This window comes from Pseudoalteromonas phenolica, from assembly GCF_001444405.1.
Lineage (GTDB): Bacteria > Pseudomonadota > Gammaproteobacteria > Enterobacterales > Alteromonadaceae > Pseudoalteromonas > Pseudoalteromonas phenolica.
In genome coordinates this window covers 448423-467041 of the sequence record NZ_CP013187.1, presented here as the reverse complement: position 1 = coordinate 467041, position 18619 = coordinate 448423, and the positions used below count along the sequence as shown (strand labels likewise).

Annotated in this window: 18 protein-coding genes and 1 tRNA gene; 4 read left to right on the top strand and 15 right to left on the bottom strand. The window is 39.0% G+C overall.

The features are described 5' to 3' along the window. Positions 1 to 14: 14 nt before the first annotated feature. The 5 genes from PP2015_RS02115 to PP2015_RS02095 form a co-directional block, all read right to left on the bottom strand. A complete protein-coding gene (locus tag PP2015_RS02115; RefSeq protein WP_227009198.1) occupies positions 15 to 668 on the bottom strand; it encodes an SDR family NAD(P)-dependent oxidoreductase in 654 nt (217 codons plus the stop codon). Further along, the gene (locus PP2015_RS02110; RefSeq protein ID WP_058028702.1) at positions 640 to 1080 is read right to left on the bottom strand and encodes an FAD synthase family protein; all 441 of its coding nucleotides are present in this window, start codon (positions 1078 to 1080) and stop codon (positions 640 to 642) included. Before PP2015_RS02110 ends, PP2015_RS02115 begins: the two co-directional genes overlap by 29 nt. 32 nt (positions 1081 to 1112) lie before the next feature. Continuing rightward, positions 1113 to 3737, bottom strand: a complete 2625-nt coding sequence (locus tag PP2015_RS02105) for a polysaccharide biosynthesis/export family protein (protein ID WP_058028701.1) — start codon at positions 3735 to 3737, stop codon at positions 1113 to 1115. A gap of 126 nt (positions 3738 to 3863) precedes the next feature. Further along, entirely contained in the window at positions 3864 to 4649 is a 786-nt protein-coding gene (locus PP2015_RS02100; RefSeq protein WP_058028700.1) for a DUF481 domain-containing protein, read from the bottom strand. A gap of 19 nt (positions 4650 to 4668) precedes the next feature. Next, positions 4669 to 5484, bottom strand: coding sequence for a mechanosensitive ion channel family protein (locus PP2015_RS02095; RefSeq protein ID WP_058028699.1), 816 nt, complete (start codon positions 5482 to 5484; stop codon positions 4669 to 4671). A gap of 175 nt (positions 5485 to 5659) precedes the next feature. On the opposite strand from PP2015_RS02095, the gene PP2015_RS02090 reads away from it, so the two are divergent. Beyond that, positions 5660 to 5735 (top strand) — tRNA-His (locus PP2015_RS02090). A 319-nt stretch (positions 5736 to 6054) separates the two neighbouring features. Here PP2015_RS02090 and PP2015_RS02085 read toward each other — a convergent pair. Next, positions 6055 to 8247, bottom strand: a complete 2193-nt coding sequence (locus tag PP2015_RS02085) for a bifunctional diguanylate cyclase/phosphodiesterase (protein WP_058028698.1) — start codon at positions 8245 to 8247, stop codon at positions 6055 to 6057. Positions 8248 to 8504: 257 nt separating this feature from the next. Here PP2015_RS02085 and PP2015_RS02080 point away from each other — a divergent pair, with 257 nt between their 5' ends. Next, positions 8505 to 9023 carry a hypothetical protein gene (locus PP2015_RS02080; RefSeq protein ID WP_058028697.1) on the top strand — a complete coding sequence of 173 codons (519 nt, stop codon included), beginning with the start codon at positions 8505 to 8507 and terminating at the stop codon, positions 9021 to 9023. Then, entirely contained in the window at positions 9020 to 9895 is an 876-nt protein-coding gene (locus PP2015_RS02075) for a TIGR03899 family protein (RefSeq protein WP_058028696.1), read from the top strand. Before PP2015_RS02080 ends, PP2015_RS02075 begins: the two co-directional genes overlap by 4 nt. A 345-nt stretch (positions 9896 to 10240) precedes the next feature. Here PP2015_RS02075 and PP2015_RS02070 read toward each other — a convergent pair whose 3' ends face one another. The 9 genes from PP2015_RS02070 to PP2015_RS02030 form a co-directional block, all read right to left on the bottom strand. Beyond that, positions 10241 to 11002, bottom strand: coding sequence for a TIGR04219 family outer membrane beta-barrel protein (locus tag PP2015_RS02070; RefSeq protein ID WP_058028695.1), 762 nt, complete (start codon positions 11000 to 11002; stop codon positions 10241 to 10243). A 3-nt stretch (positions 11003 to 11005) separates the two neighbouring features. Next, the gene (locus PP2015_RS02065; RefSeq protein WP_058028694.1) at positions 11006 to 11992 is read right to left on the bottom strand and encodes a DUF2333 family protein; all 987 of its coding nucleotides are present in this window, start codon (positions 11990 to 11992) and stop codon (positions 11006 to 11008) included. Positions 11993 to 12001: 9 nt separating this feature from the next. Beyond that, a complete protein-coding gene (locus PP2015_RS02060) occupies positions 12002 to 12505 on the bottom strand; it encodes a copper chaperone PCu(A)C (protein ID WP_058028693.1) in 504 nt (167 codons plus the stop codon). 77 nt (positions 12506 to 12582) lie between these two features. Continuing rightward, on the bottom strand, positions 12583 to 12906 hold the full coding sequence (locus PP2015_RS02055) for a hypothetical protein (RefSeq protein ID WP_058028692.1): 324 nt from the start codon (positions 12904 to 12906) through the stop codon (positions 12583 to 12585). 38 nt (positions 12907 to 12944) lie between these two features. Next, a complete protein-coding gene (locus PP2015_RS02050) occupies positions 12945 to 13145 on the bottom strand; it encodes a PspC domain-containing protein (protein ID WP_058028691.1) in 201 nt (66 codons plus the stop codon). Positions 13146 to 13225: 80 nt separating this feature from the next. After that, a complete protein-coding gene (locus tag PP2015_RS02045; protein ID WP_058028690.1) occupies positions 13226 to 13915 on the bottom strand; it encodes a PspA/IM30 family protein in 690 nt (229 codons plus the stop codon). 404 nt (positions 13916 to 14319) lie between these two features. Beyond that, positions 14320 to 15297: a tRNA dihydrouridine(20/20a) synthase DusA gene (dusA, locus tag PP2015_RS02040; protein ID WP_058028689.1), complete on the bottom strand. Its 978-nt coding sequence runs from the start codon at positions 15295 to 15297 to the stop codon at positions 14320 to 14322. 177 nt (positions 15298 to 15474) lie between these two features. Further along, a complete protein-coding gene (gene galE, locus PP2015_RS02035) occupies positions 15475 to 16485 on the bottom strand; it encodes a UDP-glucose 4-epimerase GalE (RefSeq protein WP_058028688.1) in 1011 nt (336 codons plus the stop codon). A 75-nt stretch (positions 16486 to 16560) separates the two neighbouring features. Beyond that, the gene (locus PP2015_RS02030) at positions 16561 to 17427 is read right to left on the bottom strand and encodes a hypothetical protein (protein ID WP_058028687.1); all 867 of its coding nucleotides are present in this window, start codon (positions 17425 to 17427) and stop codon (positions 16561 to 16563) included. 224 nt (positions 17428 to 17651) lie between these two features. Between PP2015_RS02030 and PP2015_RS02025 the strand changes: the two genes are divergently transcribed. Next, positions 17652 to 18551 carry a phosphoribulokinase gene (locus PP2015_RS02025; protein ID WP_058028686.1) on the top strand — a complete coding sequence of 300 codons (900 nt, stop codon included), beginning with the start codon at positions 17652 to 17654 and terminating at the stop codon, positions 18549 to 18551. Positions 18552 to 18619: the final 68 nt, after the last annotated feature.

Genomic DNA, 18619 nt, shown 5'->3' with positions numbered 1-18619 from the left:
GCAAGATGAATAATTTACTCGTAATACTCATCGACTTTTGAAAACACTTTAAATTCATTCTTTCTATAAAAGATTATTTCGCCATTGTTAAATTTGCTATCAATACAATCAATAATCGGTTGGATGCCTTCAGAAATAGACATTACATTCATATTTACAATGTCTAACCCATCTCTCAGTTTCGTATCTATTGCACCAGGGCATAGCGTATTTATTGTAAACCCATCTTTAAATAACCCTTCAGACAACCTAAGTACTCCAGCTTTACTAGCACAATATGAAGTCCAATCGACATAACTGTTAAACCCAGCAGTAGAAGATATATTTATTATGCGAGTTTTAGTATTCATTAGTAATGCAGAGCGACAAATTAAGTAACTGCCGATTAAATTTACTTGAATGTCTTTAATCCATAGTTCAGGTGCAGAATCTAGAATTCTACTAGAGTAAAGAGTGCCTGCCATATTTATTACTACATCAAACGTTTTCTCTTCAAAAAAGCTTTTGACGCTTTCAGGGCAAGAAACATCTAAATCAGCTCTGTTAGGGGTTGTAACTACAAATGTTCCTCTTTCCTCTAGCTCACTTTTCAACGCTTTTGCAAGATCCCCATTCCCACCAGTAATTAAAACCTTAATATTATTTTGGTTCTGGGATTGGGTGCTCATCACTTTTCCTTACCAATTCTAAATACTCTTCATAAATTTTCTTCTTTAGATTTGTTGAGCTTACGCCCTTTCCATAAGGAAGGTAATAAACTTCTACTCCTAGCTCTTTGAGATAATCATATTTTCCGTACCAGTCATCACCAATAACAAATTTATCAACATTAAGTTTCTTAACTGTTTCTGTATGCTCTAAAGTATGTTGAGGTATCACAATATCTGGTGACTTTAAACCTTCTACTATTGCAATTCTTTCTTCAAAAGGCACTGCTGGAGGTCGTTTATAGGTACATACCAATTCATCAGTACTAACACCTACAATTAATGTATCCCCTAACCCCCTACCATAATTAATCATTTTTAAATGATTACTATGAAACAGATCAAAAGTTCCCGAAACGTATACTACACTCATAATTAAACCTTTTAAAATTCTGAATTTGGACTTTAAATTCTAGCAATTGCCGCAACACCAACACCTAGCTGGTAGAAGATCTGAGTTGCCGTGCTCCAAAGAGTTAGATTATCCATATGAGATGCGTCCATAGGGACTACAATGGTGTCTCCTGGCTCTAACTCATTTTGATAATTAACCGAAAACCATCCTGATGATTTAGGGATAAATACAGCACCATTAGCTTTAATTACGTAGATTTGCTCTTCTTTGGCACGTTCTTTCACTCCACCACTCAACTCTAGGTACTCGTCTATAGAGACACCAGATTTAAATAGGTGTGAGGAAGCATAATTAACTTCACCAATAATAGAAATTGAATCTTGCTTACCAGGAATATAAAGCGTGTCACCATCTTGCAATACCAAAGAATCTTGTCCTGATAGAATTTCCGGTAAGTCTATGACCAAGCGACCTACAGCTTTAACACTAGCTATGTCTTTCAATAACTTATTCATCTCGTCATAGCTAATAGATGCATTCATACCTATCGATTTTTGGAAACTTTTCGAGGCAATGTCTCTTCTCAGTTCATTTGAAAGCTTTTTCAATTGAGATTGTTCTTGCTCTTTAATTGACTTGCGCGTATAGATAGCTGCTTTAGGCTCTGCATATTCAGAAAGCCCTCCTGCTCGCTTAATTACACTGTATAAGTTTTCACCTCTGTTCACTTTATATGTACCAGGAAAACGAACTTCGCCTCTTAAGGTTACTTTATGACCCTCATACCAATTTGGACGGGTGAGAATATTAAGTGTGTCTTTTGGTTCTAGCTGCTCTGCTAAACCAGTTTTTTGTGAAATATTCAAAGTTTTATGCTCAAACTGGCTATTGCCTTTATTTACAAAACGAGTGAGCTCAGCTTTTTCTATATAAGCAGACTCTAACAATCCACCTGAAGCAGATATAGCATCTTGTATTGCGGCATTTACTGGTAAAGGATATTTACCAGGAAAGCGAACTTGACCACGAACCTCAAACGTATTTGATTTACTGAAAGCATTTTCTTGATATTGCAAACGTTTCAGCACAGCTTTTAATAACGACTTACGGCTAAAAGTTGCCAGCTCTTCTATTGCTGTTTCGTCATTAAAATCATCTGAAGAATTATTCTCATCTGCAGTATCTAGAGCAACGGGATCCAAACTTGCCATTTTTTCTTCAAAACTTTGAAATTCGTTTAAATGCCAAAGTTTCACTTTATATTGTTGTCGCATTTGTTCTTCAGTTAACGCCAAGTTTTCTAGAGCTTGCTCTTCGCTTGACTTTAACTGGAAACGACTGAATATGTATATTTCATCATTCTTTTCTAAAGGGATATTTTTACCTTTAAGCGCATCTGCCAAAGAAAATTGGATAACTTCTATTTCTCCAAGAACTGATTTCTCTCTGACAAGAATTGAGTAATTAAAATCGGCTTGAGGGAGTAGATCATCTCTGAAATTTTGGAATAACTTGTCTAGCGTAATACCTTCATACCACTCGTAAAACCCAGGTCTTACAACAGCACCTATCAATGTGATTGAATCAGAGGCGGTTTTGCTGACTTCTTTTACAATCACTTCATCTCCAGCTTTTGGGGTATAATCCATTGATGTATCAGAGAAATCTGTAGAAATGATACGGCTTTTTGCACCACCCATAATTCTGCGTACAGTTACATTCTTAGTAAATGCATTTTCTTTAAAGCCACCAAACATTTTTACCAAAGACGCTTGATCATCCTCTTGCGTTAATTCAAAAATGCCTTCTCGCTTAACCGCACCTTTCACTGTTATTTGAGGTCCAACAGATGGAATAAAAACGACATCGCCAGAACGAAGGTTAATGTCACCCTCAGTATTACCATCTAGCAACAAGTCATATAAATCTAACGTAGATACTGTTTTACCATTTCGCTTTACTTGAATATTTCTCAAACTCGCGATTTCAGTCAGCCCGCCTGAAGCATATAAAGCATGAGTCACAGTTGACAATGGCGAAACCATAAAGCTACCAGGTTTGTATGCTTCGCCAACAACTAAAATACGCATGGGATTTAGTTGGGACATTGACACAAAAACATTTAAACCAATTGCTTCTTTTTCAATTTTATTTTTTATTAATTTTTTAAACTCGCCATACTCAAGGCCTGCAACTTGTTCAGGTGAAAAATTAGGAATTGATAAACGACCTTCATTATCGATTTTTAAGGTGTGAGAAGTGCTTTCTTTACCATAAAAAGTAACATTAACCATATCACCTCGACCTAGTACATAAGTATCTGGTACAGATGCATTCTCAGGTGGTTCAAAAGTTGTTGGACTTCCAGAAAAAAGTGAATAACCAAATGGCTCGAGAGGCTTATCAATCGGGTTTAAACGATCTAATTCGGTCTCTTTTTCAGGCGTTTCAAGCTCTCGCTCTAATACTGACGGTAATTGTTGCGAAGTGACTTGAGAGTTTTGAACCGAATTAGTTAAAGAAGATAAATTGATACCGTATTGCTTAGCAAGTGCTTCTTGCTGAGCTCTTGGCAATTTTTTAAACTGTTCGATTTGTGCTTGGGTTGGTGTAAATGCCAGTGAAACGCTTGAAAACAGCATTAAAATCAATACAAAAACACGTTTAAAAAACATATTCAAACTTAAATCCTATAAGTTGCGGCCAAAAAGATTGCATATTCTACACGAAGTGCTATGCATAGAAAAAGGGGCTTAAGCCCCTTTTTTTGGTCTATATTACAAGTTTACGACAATGGTATGTTAAAAGCTGTAAACTAATGTTAAAGACGTTTCAGTATCTGTATTTTCTTTTTCTTCACTCACTTCTGAGTTATGCGTGATGTTATATGCAAACTTCATTTGCAGCGAGCCATTGATTTTTGTTAGCAGCGCAGATTCAGATACCGTTTTAGTGTTACTGTCACCATACTCAACCGCAACTAATTGCGTGAATCGTGCGTTGTCAGAGATTTGCCAATTGTAATCCAATTTAGCAACTCCAATTGCTTCATTTTCTGTTTCACCGGCTAGCGATAAGCCGTTTTCATCTAACTCAGAGCTGCTTTCTTGGTGCTCAAAACGCTTGATACCTGGACCAACTTCAGCATTTAAATACATATTGTCACGGTTCAATAAGCGTAAACCGTAACCTACTGAAAGTACGGCTTCATTACGATATGCACCAAAGTAATCTGAATCATATGAACCATAAACGAACAAATGGCTGTGATCTTCGTTTAACTTATAGTTGGCCTGTGCTGATACTGAATACTTTTCATTGGTGCGCTCTTTTTCACGCTCACCCGCATCATTTTCAATTTCATCTTCTTTATATATACCACTTAGTTTGTACTCATTGTTCCAGTTTTCTAAGTGATGCTTTGCCTTGATGCCACCTTTTAGTGTTGTAGTTGAGGTGTTACCACTGGTAACAATTGCACCCACTTCACTTGTCACGTCCCATGTTTTTTTCTCTTTTGCTTCCTTTGCAAAACTTTGAGTTGATGTTGCTGCAATAACGCAAAGAGATAAAAGTTTTAATTTCATTTTATTAATAACCCTGTAATTAATCTTTATGAAGGTGAACATCCATTTGAGGATATGGGATTGTAATATTTGCTTCATCTAAAGCAATTTTAATATTTTCGACCAATGCAAAATATGTTGGCCAGTAATCTGTCGTATTAACCCAAGGACGCACCACAAAGTTGACGCTTGAGTCAGCTAGCTCAGACACTGCTACAGTATATGCAGGATCTTTTAGAAGACGAGACTCGTTATCCAGTACACCTTTCAGCACTTCTTTTGCTTGGCGTAGATCTGCGTCGTAGCTTACTCCAATAACTAAATCGATACGGCGTGTTTTTTGGCGAGAGTAGTTAACGATTGCACCACCCATAATAGCTGAGTTAGGCATTATGATAACTTTGTTATCTGGAGTGCGTAATTCTGTTGCAAATATTTCTATACGTTCAACGCTACCAGCTTTACCACCAGCTTCGATGTAATCACCTGACTTGAACGGGCGAAGAATGATAATTAAAACACCTGAAGCAAAGTTTGATAGCGAGCCCTGAAGTGCTAGACCAACAGCTAAACCAGCAGCACCAAGTATTGCAACAAACGATGTTGTCTCTATGCCAACCTGTGATAATGCCATTAGCACGGTCGCTGCAAATACCAGCGCATAAACAATATTAGATATGAACCCAGCTACGGCTTTATCAATTTTTCTCTTAGCAAAAGATTTTTCAGTTAGATTGCTAAAGAATTTCGCTATTTTTAATCCTATTAAAAGGATTACGATAGCTAAAATGCCTTGTAATACGTAATGAGTAATTAGGTCTGAATTGTCGTTAATCCAGTTGATTAGAACTTCCATGGACACTCCTTATTTTTGTGTTGAGTGAATTTTTGCGAATTATACACCCTGAAAATGAACTTTACCTTTACGAAAAAGTACTTTTTTATTAAATTTAAATAAAATTGCATTATTACTTTGCAAGTCTGATTTTTTTATGTATTATGCGCGCCACACCAAACAAGGTGTTGTTGCGGCGGCTGTAGCTCAGTTGGTAGAGCCCTGGATTGTGATTCCGGTTGTCGTGGGTTCGAGCCCCATCAGTCGCCCCATCTTTCCTTCTGTATTTCATATCACAAATCTAATTTAAAATTCCTAACTCACATCTTTTTAATTTTAATCGTCGTTAAAGTATTACACTGGTTTTCTTGTTGCCATAAATTACGTTCTTCAAAAGACTAAACCAAACACCCGTAGGTTATGCTTTAGTGCAACAAAATTTTGATTTGTCGTTGTGAGTGACGACAGAACTACAGATTGAGTATTCCATTGCAGCTGGTAAGATTACTCATTTCACCTTGCGCAAAAGTAACCTTGCTTCACAACGTGTATTTTGCACGGTAATTTGAAAGTTAGCGTTGGAAATAATACCTAAGAGCCAAGCTTATTCTGTGCAAATACCATCAGTTCATCAACCGGCATTGGTTTAGCAAGTAAGAAGCCTTGAATTTCATCACATCCCATTTGTTGTAAACGCTCCAATTGAACCTGTGTTTCAACACCTTCAGCAATCGTTTTTAAGCCAAGGTTCTTTCCAAGAGAAACGATTAATTCAGCTATCGCGCCTGTGTCGCTCTCTGGTATATCTTTGATAAAAGCCCTATCAATCTTAAGACGTGATAAAGGAAGTTTTTGTAAATAGCTTAATGAAGAAAAACCGGTACCAAAGTCATCTATGGCCACTTCAATGCCATAACGCTTTAGTTCATCTAATGTGTTTATTACACTGCTGATCTCGTCCATCACAACGCTCTCTGTTACCTCAAGCTCAATCTTGCTACTTGGTACCTGATACTTTTCTAGTGTACTCATCACTGTTTTAGCGTAATCTGGCGTTTTAAATTGAGGCACTGATACATTAACAGCAACACAAATATCCAGCCCTAGTTGAGCAAAACGTTTTTGCTGTTGGCAAGCTTGTTCAAGTACCCACTGCCCTATTTCCACAATTAGCCCTGAACTTTCAGCAAGGGGAACAAAAATGCCAGGGGAGATATAGCGGCCATTACCTGATGGCCAACGTAGCAAGGCTTCACAACCTATAATTTGTTGGGTCTTTAGAGAAAACTGCGGTTGATACCACACTTCTAATTTACTTTGCTCAAAGTCACTTCTTAATTGTCGTATCAGGCCTAAGCGCCATGCCATTTTTTCTTCTAGGTCTGATGTATACCAATCAAACACTTTATGGCTCTGCTTAGCTTGGTTAAGTGCTATATAGCCTTTCTTTAATGTCTCAAGGCCAGTCTCACTAAAATCTTCACACTTGCATAGGCCAATATGAAAATGAATGGATAGTAAGTGCTCTTTCAACTGGTAAGGTATTGTAAGCGCATCAACCAACAACTCTTCATTGAAAGAAGCTGTTGGTAATAAGAATGCAAACACATCAGCACCAATCCTGGCCAAAGCTTTAGCATTAGGAATGTCTTGATCCAGACGCTGCATCACAGCCATCAATAGTTGATTACCCACTTCTTGACCTAGACCATTATTGATATCTGAGAACTGAGCAATATCTAGCAAAATCAGAGATAAACCATCATCACATGGAGTCTTCTCTAAATGCTCTACAAAACTGGTGCGATTAGCTAATTTTGTTAGGGGATCTTTATATGCCACTTCTCTGATCTGGCTGAATAGCTTGATGTTATCTAAACCCACACTGACATTAGCTAAGAATATCTCAGCAAACTGAATTTGTCGCGGCATCGGAGGCAGAGCTAATTCGATAAAAATCGCCGCCTGTTCATTATTTTTTTCTAGGAACAGAGTAAGATCATGCTCTGTTTGCTGGTGACACTGCTGCTCAATACAAGTTTTAACTTGCATGATGGCGCGGCCATTATCGAGTTGTTCAACACCTTGTCCAATAAAGTCATGATATTGCGTTGAGCCGCCTAACAATACCAACGAATTCGTACCTGAAATCTGAGCACACACAAAGCCATTGGCATCATTAGCCAGAATGTTAGCCAGTTGCATTACAACAGCCTGACTAAAGCCACTGATATTGTTGTGGCCGAGAATAGCATTAGAAGCACTTAAAATATTAGTTAGCCCTTCGCTTTGTGCTTCTAACTCACAAATTTGTTGGAAGGAACGCAGAGCTGTCATTAAAGAAGTTACCAGCTTACTACGTGTAAGCTCTGTTTTCATTTTGTAATCATTGATGTCGTATTCACGTATGACCTGTTCTTCTGGCGCATGCCCTGGCTGACCAGTTCTTAAAATAATGCGGACATTGTGATTATCAAGCTCATCACGAACCGTTTTCACAACTTTCAATCCAGCATCATCAGATTCCATAACTACATCTAATAATAACAAGCAAATTTCTGGGTTATGGATTAACTCATGGATCGCTTCTTCACCAGAATAAGCGTGATGAAAGCGCAAAGCTTTACCCCAAAACTCAACGCCAGACAAAGCAAGTTTGGTCACAGAGTGTATTTCAGGATCATCATCCACAACCAGAATGTCCCAGAAACTCTGAGGTTGATTATTATCTGGTGTATCATCTTCATGATCTAAAAACAAAAAGTCATCTTGCTCAGACGCCATTCAAATTCCTTCAACTTCTACCGCTTTAGTTAAAGTTTTATTATTTTTTAATAAAACGTAAATGAAGTGGGTATGTTCGCTTGCTTTAAGATATAACTTAATTGTTAGCTGAGGTAAACCCTAATGACTTCAACATCAATTGCTTAATTGCAACTTATTTATTTAGGCCACTGAATTAGTATAGACTATCTTACCGAAATAAAAGTAAAACAAGTCAATATCATTCGAGGAGTACTATTATTTCTATTCGAGCAAAAATGCTAAAAACAAGCTTACTTTTTACGGTATCTGTACTCCTTTTATTGGTGTTTTTGCCGCGTCATTTTAATATTCAACAAACTAGCGAAATCAGTGGCTCTTACAAACAAATTAAACCTTTACTGTTTGACTTAACACACTGGCCCCACCTAATGGCTTGGCATACATTCAGTGAACAAAAAAGGATTGAGATTTCAACTCCGAGCAATGCCTTAGGCGCTAATGCATTTTTGCAAACTTCAAATGCCAATATTGAGATCAGTATTACTGAATTATCTCAAAACCATCTACAATACTCTGCCTTGGTTAATAATGAGCATACATTATTGGGTATCATCACATTAAATGACAATGGCATGTCATTTACTATTAGCCACTCACTTAAAGGGACTATTCACTCACCAATAAGTGGCGGTGTTGTTGTTTTATATATTCGCTCTTTAGCCGATAAAATGTTCACATCAAGTGTAAATAACTTACGCTCACACATTCGACTTGAATATAAGGACATACAATGACGGTGAAAAAAGCCAATTCAAAAGCAAGCTTGGCCTTACTCATAGAAGAAAAGCTTGGTTACCCTATGGTAAAAAAAGCCTCGTTTAAAAAAACATCTGAACAATCTGAATACTCTTCTCAAGGAAAACGCGCCGTTGAGTATTCAGTTCAATCAAATAACTCGGCACTTAAACGTGCTTTAAAACGAAAGCAGCTACAAAAAATACAGCGGCAGATTAATATTGAAGCCATTATGGCAGGAGCACTAAGCCTGTGCCCTGATGTAGTTAGTAAGGGACGTCCAGATCCCGATTGGCTTGATCACTTTATATCTCTCGCTGAGGATATTACTAACCAAGCAATGCAAACTCTGTGGGCCAAGATTTTAGTGGGTGAAACCTTGTCCCCCGGTACATTTTCAATAAAAAGCCTACAAACATTGAAACAGATGACACAAAAAGAAGCCAATGCATTGCAAAGATGTGCTCCTTTATGCGGTTTTGTTGAACATGAGGGTAGTTACCTTATTATGCTAGGTTATTACAAAAAACCATCTTTCTTTGACCTTTTGCGAAAAGGGAATAAGGAATCAGTGAATTTAGCTCAATCAGGTTTAAGCTTTCCCAATATTCTTACATTAATGGATATTGGTTTGATGTACAGGAAAGAAATCGAATCACCCAGCCTTAAACAAGGGCATAGCTTTAATTTAAGTTTTCAAAATCAGAAGTTAACACTAACAGCTAAGAGCAATGAACTGGTTTTAAGTTATTATAAACTGACTCAAACTGGAGAAGAGTTAAAACGCCTGATCACCGCACCTGTAAATAAACAATATAAGCAGTTGTTAGAACAAGCTATGCAGGAAGAGTTTAGCTTTGAGTGGAGTTAGGTTTTAGAGTCGTAAGCAGTAAGCGAGTGATAGTTTGCTAGCTGAAGGTCAAAGTATAATTTTAAAGATCGCTGTAAATAACGTCTTATACAACACTTAACTCAATCACCTGCAGGTTGTGCTTTAGCGCAACAAAATTTTTAAATTGACGCCATAAATAACGTCCTACAAAACTACAAATAGAGCACTCCATTGCGGCGGCTAAATTGCACATTTCACCTTGCGTAAAAGTAACCTTGCTTCACAACGAGTATTTTGCACGATTGTAGGCGTTGATTTTATGTCACGCATCAAAAACGCGGGATTAACCCGCGTATGAAATTTAGCTGCTCTTATTTACTAAGGTTAGAAGTGAACCTGAATACCCGCAAATGGGCCAGATACATCTAAATCTGTGCTAATGTCATCTACGTCATCTAACTCAATAATGAATGAACGGTAACCTGCACGGATTGCTACATCAACAGCTAAATTATCAATTACCTCCCAAGCAATACCCACTTGGTAATCTTGAATTTTACTATCATCAATAGCCAACAAATTACCTTCAGCAAATACACTCAAGCCTGTTAATGGTAAGCCTACTTCACCACGTAAGTAACCTAGTGGGATTGGCGCAGAGAAATCAATAGATTCTGTTCTCTCATCACCTTCTACAGTGCCTTTTACCGTCGCGTCACCATCAAAATGCTTAACTGTTACACCAAAATCAAGTGACACTAAGTCGTTGTCAAACAGTTCGTAGTACAAAGTGTAATCCATGTGACTGAAATCAGTCATTAGATCTGCCCTAGAATTAACGGTGAAGTTTTGACCATTGAACTCAAATGTTTCAGATAGCGTTGTGTAACCATCTAGCTCTAGCTGCGTATACTTCAGCTTGATATTTGGAATTAATGGCACTGGGTGCTCAAAAGCCGCATAATAACTTGAAAATGTCTTATCTTCGAAGTTAAAGTTTTCTGCTTGACCTTTACCTGCAAAGCTACCTGTGTTGTCGCTCTGCCAGCCATCAGCCCCTACGTATAAGCCTAACAACATATCTGCTTTTGCAACTGGTGCTAAGAAAGCCATTGATAATGCTGCAGCTAAACAGTACTTTTTCATTTTTTATCCTTGCGCTAAAAGTTCACTAAGTTCAATAAGAGCGGCATTTGCTCTTGATATATAGTTTGCCATTACCAACGAGTGATTAGCAACAAAACCAAAGCCACTACCATTTAAAATCATAGGACTCCATACTGTTTCTTGTGTTGATTCAAGCTCGCGAATAATTTGCTGTAAGCTAACTTTAGCATTCTTTTTATCAAGTACATCAGCAAAATCATGCTCAACAGCCTTTAAAAAGTGCAATAATGCCCAAGTAGCACCTCGCGACTCATAAAAAACGTCGTCAATCTTCCACCATGATGTCTTCACAACATGATGACTAGGCGCATAAGTTGCCTGGTTTGCAGCTGAGTCACCAGCTAGATCAGTGTTAACTCTATCTTGTCCTACACTGGCACTTAGTCTCTGACTTAAACTGCCTAGACGTTTTTCAGCTTCTTTTAACCAACTGCGCAAGTTATCTGCGCGTGCATAAAACTGACTCTCTCTGTCTTGTGGGTTCGCGATTTGTGTACGATAACGCTTTAAATGCTCAATCCCTACTTGATACTCACCTTCAGCACTTGGCCAAACCCATGCAGTTGAACTGATGTTAAATTGCGGTTGTGCTTTTTTTAGAGCTTGATGCTCAGTAGATTGAGATTGGGAACGGCTAAAGTCTTTTCGCATAGACAAAGCTAGATCACGCACCATTTCAAGGGCACCATATTCCCAAGCCGGCATATTATCCATCAACACGCTAGGCGGCATTTTATCATTTGATAGATACCCACCAGGCTTATTAAGTAAAGTTTCACTTACTTCAATAAGTGCTGTTGATGTGACATAGCCAGGTACCATTTTAACCTGTTCTTGCTCAGCAGTTTGCTTCGCTTTTTCAACAACATTAAATGCTGATGGCTCAATACTCCAATACACGGCAATGATATACCCGACTAGAAATAAACCGGCTACTCCGCCTGCAATTTTTCCAAAGTGCTGTTGCATAAACCCTCCTTAATGGTGGTTATGATGAGAATGTTTTGGCTTTTCAAAAGTATCCTTTAAAGATACGACTTCCACAAAACTATATAGCCTGTCACCATTATCAAAATATAAAGTTAGTTTACGTTTTTCACCGACCTTCAGTGTATTCTCTGGTTCGAAAGCCATCAAATGGAATCCACCTGGTTGAAAAACAACTTGTTGATTAGCTGGTATTTCTACCAAATCCACTTGCTGCATACGCATCATGCCATTTTTATGAACATGTTCATGGATTTCAACTCGACCAATACCTCGAATTGTTGCCTTCTTTAGAGAAACTAATTTATCCGTAGGATTATGAATGGTGAAATAAGCTGCGGTTGATTTAGCTGCAGGTAAGAATGTGCGAATTTGTGCCTCTGTCACCATGAGTTCTTTTTGTACGTGACTATGGTCGTGACTGTGGCCTTCATGCGCCTGCGATAAACCCGCAAATAACAGTGCTGCCGCCAGAGAAAGGGTTTTTAATAACATGCTTATTCCTTTGAAAAAAGTTTAACTTGCAACATCATAGCATGAAAAATCAAGAAACCCTTTGATCAGGTAGAGAACTAATATGCTGGAGACTCCTCTTTAAGTAACCAAGCTAGTCCAACTAACATAAGTAATGGCAGAGCAATAAAGATGGAATTAAATAATAATGCTAACACTAGCCCAATGAGCACAACTAACACCAATCCAATTACTCCGACACTCACTAATGCCACTAGCGCGATCACAGCAATAATTCCTGCTAAAAGCGCGAATAACTCGATACCAACCCAGCTTATTTCCCAAATAAATTCAGGCATAGCAAAGAACATAACAGGTGTTTGAACCCAGCTTAATGCGCTTATAAATAGTAATGCAGCTAATAAAATCAATGCTGTTTTCATAATTACCTCCTTCGCCTTTACAACTTAATATCTAGCAATTACTGCTTTGGCCACAGCACAGCGCATAATCCGTATGCCATCACCGTCAGCATTGGGAACTTTAAAAATACCAACAAAGTTAATACTCGAGTTAGCCATACTGGTAAATCAAAACGTTCTGCTAACCCAGCGCATACACCTGCAATTTTCTTTCTCGCTAAAATACGACGACATGTTTTCGTTGTTTGTTGCATATTCATAACCTTACTCCTGAAAAATTAGGGAGGCGCCTCGTTGCGCCGAGCCTGTCAAAACGAATTGGTACCAAGCAAACGTTTACTTACTGCGCAGAAGTCGATTGCTCTACAGTTTGCTTACCTGAGATTTTCTGCTTCAGTGCAGCAAGTTCTTCACTCAGTTTTTCGTCTTGTTCCATTTGTTTGAATTCTTGATAAACATCATTTTTACCAATGTCGTAGCTTTCAACTTGTGCTTCGATACGCTCTACTTTCTGTTCGAGTTGTGAAAAGCGTGCGCAAACATTTTGTACTTCTTCACTATTTAACGTGCTTCGCACTTTCAATCTTGCTACTGCACTATTTTGTGCTCTGTAAAATTGCTGCTGCTTTGCTTTCACTTCAGCAATTTTATTACTTAGCCTAGCTGCATCTTCATTAAGCTTGTGTAACGCATCTTCTAGTTGTGCCGCTTGTTTTTGATTTTCTTCCTGAGTATCTACAAGCTTTTGCTTTTCGATAAGAGCCGCTTTTGCTAAATCATCACGACCTTTACTTACGGCTAGCTCAGCTTGTTGCTGCCAATGTTCAATACCTTTTGCTAGATCTTCATGCTGCCTTGATAAGCCTTTTTGCTCTGCAATAATTTGTGCAGCAGTTGAACGACATTCAGCCAAGGCATCTTGTAACTCACTCTCAATCTGCGCAGTCATTTTTTGTGGATCTTCCGCTTTGTCTAAAAACGCATTAATTTCTGATTTTATAAGATCTTCAATTCTGTCGATTAAGGCCATTTTCTGCTCCTATGCATTTGGCAATTGGGTTACTAAAGCTATTCCAATCTTTGTGCCAAAATATAAAATCAACTAAAAACAATCACTTAACATTTTTAAGGAGTTTTTATAGAAGAGACAAATTTCATGATTTCGTTAAATAAACTAAAAAGTAGTCAATTTAGTTAACATGAAATTTTTTGTGGATTATTGTCGGGCTAAAGCCACGACCTATAGGTAAGACCCATCACGCTATTGTTGTAAGTCGTCGTTTACGGCGACAATCCAAGAACAGAAAACCCCTGATATGTAGGCGCGGGTTTACCCCGCGCATTTTCGCGCATTACGCAAAGTCATAATATATGAAAACAAAGAAGCCGCTTAGTTAAGCGGCTTCTCTTAGTATGTTTAAACTCTAGAAATTTTTACAGTTCAGGCACAAACGTTAGTGCTTTTTCCATTACCTCAATACCCGAGCCTTTCTTATGTCCATTCTCTGATAAGTGACGACGATATCCTCGCGCACCCGGTTGGTTTTGGAAAATACCTAACATGTGGCGAGCAATATGCCAGAAGTTCGCACCTTCGCTCATTTGCGCTTCAAAGTAATCATACATGCTGCGAACCACTTCATGGCGAGTCTGCGTAAACGCTTCACCACCGTACAAAAGCTCATCAACCTGCGATAACATAAATGGATTGCTGTAAGCTTCACGACCAACCATCACCCCATCAATATGCGTTAAGTGATGCTGACACTCTTCAATGGTTTTAACGCCACCATTTATACTGATGTGTAAATCTGGGTAATCTTTCTTCAACTGATAAACACGAGGATAATCAAGCGGTGGGATCTCACGGTTTTCTTTCGGGCTTAACCCCTGTAACCAAGCCTTACGCGCATGGATGATAAAGTCATCACAACCTACATCTTTAATCGCCTCAATCAACGTGGTTAAAAACTCATAACTGTCTTGCTCATCAATACCAATACGTGTTTTTACCGTAACAGGCACATTAGTTTGCGCTTTCATTGCTGCAATACACTCAGCCACCAGCTGAGGTTCAGCCATTAAACACGCACCAAAGCGACCGTTTTGTACCCGATCAGACGGGCAGCCTACATTTAGATTAATCTCGCTATATCCATATTCATCGGCTTTCTTCGCACACTTTGCCAATGCTTCAGGGTCTGAGCCACCTAGTTGCAGCGCCACAGGTAACTCATGTTCACCAAACGCCAAATAATCCCCTTTACCAAATAAAATGGCACCGGTCGTGATCATTTCTGTATACAACACAGCATGTTTAGACAATTTTCTATGGAAAGTTCTGCAATGACGGTCAGTCCAATCCAGCATAGGTGCAACAGAGAAACGGCGGTCTAGTGCTTGAGTCGTCACAAATTACCTCTAACTATATGATCTTAATGCAAAGCATTTAGCAGCTTTGATTGTATAAGGTTTGAATTAGGCATAGCCTAAAATTAGCGGCAAATTATACCATTCATTAATAGATATAAAAACGGCCACATAATATGGCCATTTTTATTTAGGTAGTAAGTTAACTCTAGCAAAACATTAATACCCATTAGGATTATTGCTTTGCCAGCGCCAAGTATCTTCCATCATTTCATCGATGCCACGCTCTGCTTGCCAACCTAGCTCACTGAGGGCTTTTTCTGGCGCTGCGTAACACGCAGCGATGTCACCAGGACGACGCGGTTTAACTTCGTAAGGTACTGGTTTGTCAGCCGCTTTCTCAAAAGCGGTAACCATTTCAAATACCGAATAACCATTACCTGTACCTAGGTTGTAGATATGCGCGCCAGCTTCTGCGTTGATTTTATTTAACGCTTTTAAATGCCCGATGGCTAAATCAACGACGTGGATATAGTCTCGAACACCAGTGCCGTCTTTAGTATCGTAGTCGTCACCAAAAACACCTAGCTGTGCAAGTTTACCAACCGCAACTTGTGAGATGTAAGGCAGTAAATTATTAGGGATGCCATTTGGATCTTCACCAATACGGCCTGACTTATGCGCGCCGACAGGGTTGAAGTAGCGTAAAATTGCAAACGCCCAACGTGGGTCAGATTTGGCAACATCTTGCAGTACCATTTCAACCATCAATTTAGACGTACCATATGGGTTAGTTGTGCCACCCACCGGGAAGTCCTCACGAATCGGTAGGCTTGCAGGGTCGCCATAAACGGTTGCTGATGAGCTAAATACCAACTTAAATACACCCGCATCACGCATAGCATCAAGTAAACTGAGCGTACCTTGAACGTTATTTTGGTAGTACTCAATAGGCTTTTGAACCGACTCACCGACCGCTTTTAAACCAGCAAAATGGATAACTTGCTCAATACTATGTTGTGCGAATACTGAATCTAAGAATGCTTTATCTAAAATATCACCTTGGTAAAAGCTTACTTCTTTACCTGTGATCTCAGCAACACGCTTCAATGATTCTGACGATGAATTACTTAAGTTATCGACAACAATCACTTCGTCGTCTTGGTTTAGTAGTTCTAAAACTGTGTGGGAACCAATATAACCCGCACCACCTGTTACTAAAATTGCCATCACTAGCCCTTAAAAATGTTTATCCTAAAAGTAATGCTTAATTGTAACTAACAACCAAAAAGATTGCTTTGAGAATTACAATTTTTGACAAACAAATGCCATCTTGCCTTGTTTGTAACTTAATCGGGTAATTTGCGAGTCACAATACGAAGTAAAGTTATGCCACTGAGACACTTGCTTTGGCTGCTCAATGTTGCGTGTATAAATGCGGTTATCAATGGCATAAGCAACGGTGTCTGAATCAATCCAGGTGTAATCTCGCACTTGCTGTGGCATCACAAAATGTTGTTTAACTTGCTGGGTGTTAGGCGAGAAAGTCGCAAACCAATGCTGGTTACCTTCTTGATACGTGAACGAGTAAAGCGAACGTTTTTCGTTAAACGCCAAACTTCTGCCAATATCACCCGCAACTACTTTCGGTAAATGACCAGTTAAATCTGTGTACTGCAATGTATGTGGCTCACCGAGGATAAACATCACTAAATCTTCAGTCTTACCCCATGCGTGGTAACCAACCGGTTCAATATGGTCAAAAATGCGTTTTGGTGCTTGGCTTTTATCGAATGGATAAAACCATAATTTCTGTTTGCCATCAGCTTCAACAACAATGCTAGATAAACCCGCTTCATGAGGATATAACGTCGGTGAGTACTCAGAAACCGGCGAGTTCGTTAAATTCTCAGCGCTGGCTTTATTAAAATCATAAAAGAACAAGTCCATCTGACTTTTATCACCGTCAGTGACCGATTGCGTAAAATATATGCCGTCTTCTGTCACTAAGGGTTGATTGTGGTAACCCTTTGCACCCGTGATTGGTTTCACCTTAATGCCATTTTCAAGTTCTGTCGCCAAATAAATCTGGCTACTTGGGAACGTATTTGCAAGTACTGAACCCGCGAAAACTAAACTGCAACTGACAGCTAAAGCCATTTTTTTATACATGGAAATCCCTTAATTGGTCATGCTTTTTTATTGCTCTTTTTAGTAAATGAGCGGCGTTATGCCTCTATCATAACGAGGCTTTTGCATTTCACCAAAAACAAAACACAACCAAAGCACTCTAATAACACTGAATTTGAAATGCTTGCTATCTCTTAACCTTCAGGTAACATCAAATGGGTAAATCACCTATTTGCGCTTATAATTACAATCATTAGCAGGTTAATATGTCTCAAAAACACCCGATCATTGCGATAACTGGTAGCTCAGGTGCTGGCACTACCACTACCACTAATGCGATTAAACATATTTTCCGCAGCCTTGAGGCGAATGCCGCTTTTGTAGAGGGTGATAGTTTTCATCGTTTCACTCGCCCAGAAATGGACAAGCTAAAGCGAGAAGCCTTACAAGAAGGCAAACACATCAGTTACTTTGGTCAAGAGGCCAATGACTTCGAAGGTCTTGAAACCTTATTTGCTGAATATGGTGAGCATGGTACCGGTAAACTAAGGCGCTATTTACACACCTTTGATGAAGCTGTGCCATATAATCAACTCCCCGGTACTTTCACGCCCTATCAGGACTTAGAGCCTAGCTCTGATATGTTGTTTTACGAAGGGTTACATGGTGGTGTGGTAACTGATGAACACGACGTTGCTAAGCATGTTGATTTACTGATCGGCATGGTGCCTATTGTTAACCTTGAGTGGATCCAAAAAATGATCCGCGATACTAATGAGCGTGGCCATTCTCGTGAAGCTGTGATGACCTCAATTGTTCGAAGTATGGATGATTACATTACCCATATTACGCCACAGTTTTCTCGCACACACATTAACTTTCAGCGCGTACCAACCGTTGATACCTCAAACCCATTTAGCGCGAAAGATATTCCTTCTCTCGATGAAAGCTTTGTGGTTATTCGCTTTCGTGGCATCGACAACGTAGATTTTCCTTATTACTTGCAAATGATCGATGGCAGCTTTATGTCTCGAGTCAATACTTTGGTTGTTCCAGGTGGAAAGATGGGTCTGGCGATGGAACTGGTCTTAACCCCGCTGATAAAAGATCTGCTGGTAAAAAAGCGTGCGCTGGAAAATATGGCACCGGTTGATTTACCCATTTAGAAATCAATTCAACGATTCATTATTTCTAACATTTAAAACATAGTTAAGTCGCTCATAAAGCATTAGAC

What these genes read in the sequence shown, in the direction of transcription:
- PP2015_RS02110 (WP_058028702.1), bottom strand. Translation starts at nt 1,080, where the DNA reads ATGAGTGTAGTATACGTTTCGGGAACTTTTGATCTGTTTCATAGTAAT.
- PP2015_RS02025 (WP_058028686.1), top strand. Translation starts at nt 17,652, where the DNA reads ATGTCTCAAAAACACCCGATCATTGCGATAACTGGTAGCTCAGGTGCT.
- PP2015_RS02065 (WP_058028694.1), bottom strand. Translation starts at nt 11,992, where the DNA reads ATGCAACAGCACTTTGGAAAAATTGCAGGCGGAGTAGCCGGTTTATTT.
- PP2015_RS02105 (WP_058028701.1), bottom strand. Translation starts at nt 3,737, where the DNA reads ATGTTTTTTAAACGTGTTTTTGTATTGATTTTAATGCTGTTTTCAAGC.
- PP2015_RS02045 (WP_058028690.1), bottom strand. Translation starts at nt 13,915, where the DNA reads ATGGCCTTAATCGACAGAATTGAAGATCTTATAAAATCAGAAATTAAT.
- PP2015_RS02080 (WP_058028697.1), top strand. Translation starts at nt 8,505, where the DNA reads ATGCTAAAAACAAGCTTACTTTTTACGGTATCTGTACTCCTTTTATTG.
- PP2015_RS02030 (WP_058028687.1), bottom strand. Translation starts at nt 17,427, where the DNA reads ATGTATAAAAAAATGGCTTTAGCTGTCAGTTGCAGTTTAGTTTTCGCG.
- PP2015_RS02085 (WP_058028698.1), bottom strand. Translation starts at nt 8,247, where the DNA reads ATGGCGTCTGAGCAAGATGACTTTTTGTTTTTAGATCATGAAGATGAT.
- PP2015_RS02060 (WP_058028693.1), bottom strand. Translation starts at nt 12,505, where the DNA reads ATGTTATTAAAAACCCTTTCTCTGGCGGCAGCACTGTTATTTGCGGGT.
- PP2015_RS02070 (WP_058028695.1), bottom strand. Translation starts at nt 11,002, where the DNA reads ATGAAAAAGTACTGTTTAGCTGCAGCATTATCAATGGCTTTCTTAGCA.
- PP2015_RS02055 (WP_058028692.1), bottom strand. Translation starts at nt 12,906, where the DNA reads ATGAAAACAGCATTGATTTTATTAGCTGCATTACTATTTATAAGCGCA.
- galE (WP_058028688.1), bottom strand. Translation starts at nt 16,485, where the DNA reads ATGGCAATTTTAGTAACAGGTGGTGCGGGTTATATTGGTTCCCACACA.
- PP2015_RS02100 (WP_058028700.1), bottom strand. Translation starts at nt 4,649, where the DNA reads ATGAAATTAAAACTTTTATCTCTTTGCGTTATTGCAGCAACATCAACT.
- PP2015_RS02075 (WP_058028696.1), top strand. Translation starts at nt 9,020, where the DNA reads ATGACGGTGAAAAAAGCCAATTCAAAAGCAAGCTTGGCCTTACTCATA.
- PP2015_RS02115 (WP_227009198.1), bottom strand. Translation starts at nt 668, where the DNA reads ATGAGCACCCAATCCCAGAACCAAAATAATATTAAGGTTTTAATTACT.
- PP2015_RS02050 (WP_058028691.1), bottom strand. Translation starts at nt 13,145, where the DNA reads ATGAATATGCAACAAACAACGAAAACATGTCGTCGTATTTTAGCGAGA.
- PP2015_RS02095 (WP_058028699.1), bottom strand. Translation starts at nt 5,484, where the DNA reads ATGGAAGTTCTAATCAACTGGATTAACGACAATTCAGACCTAATTACT.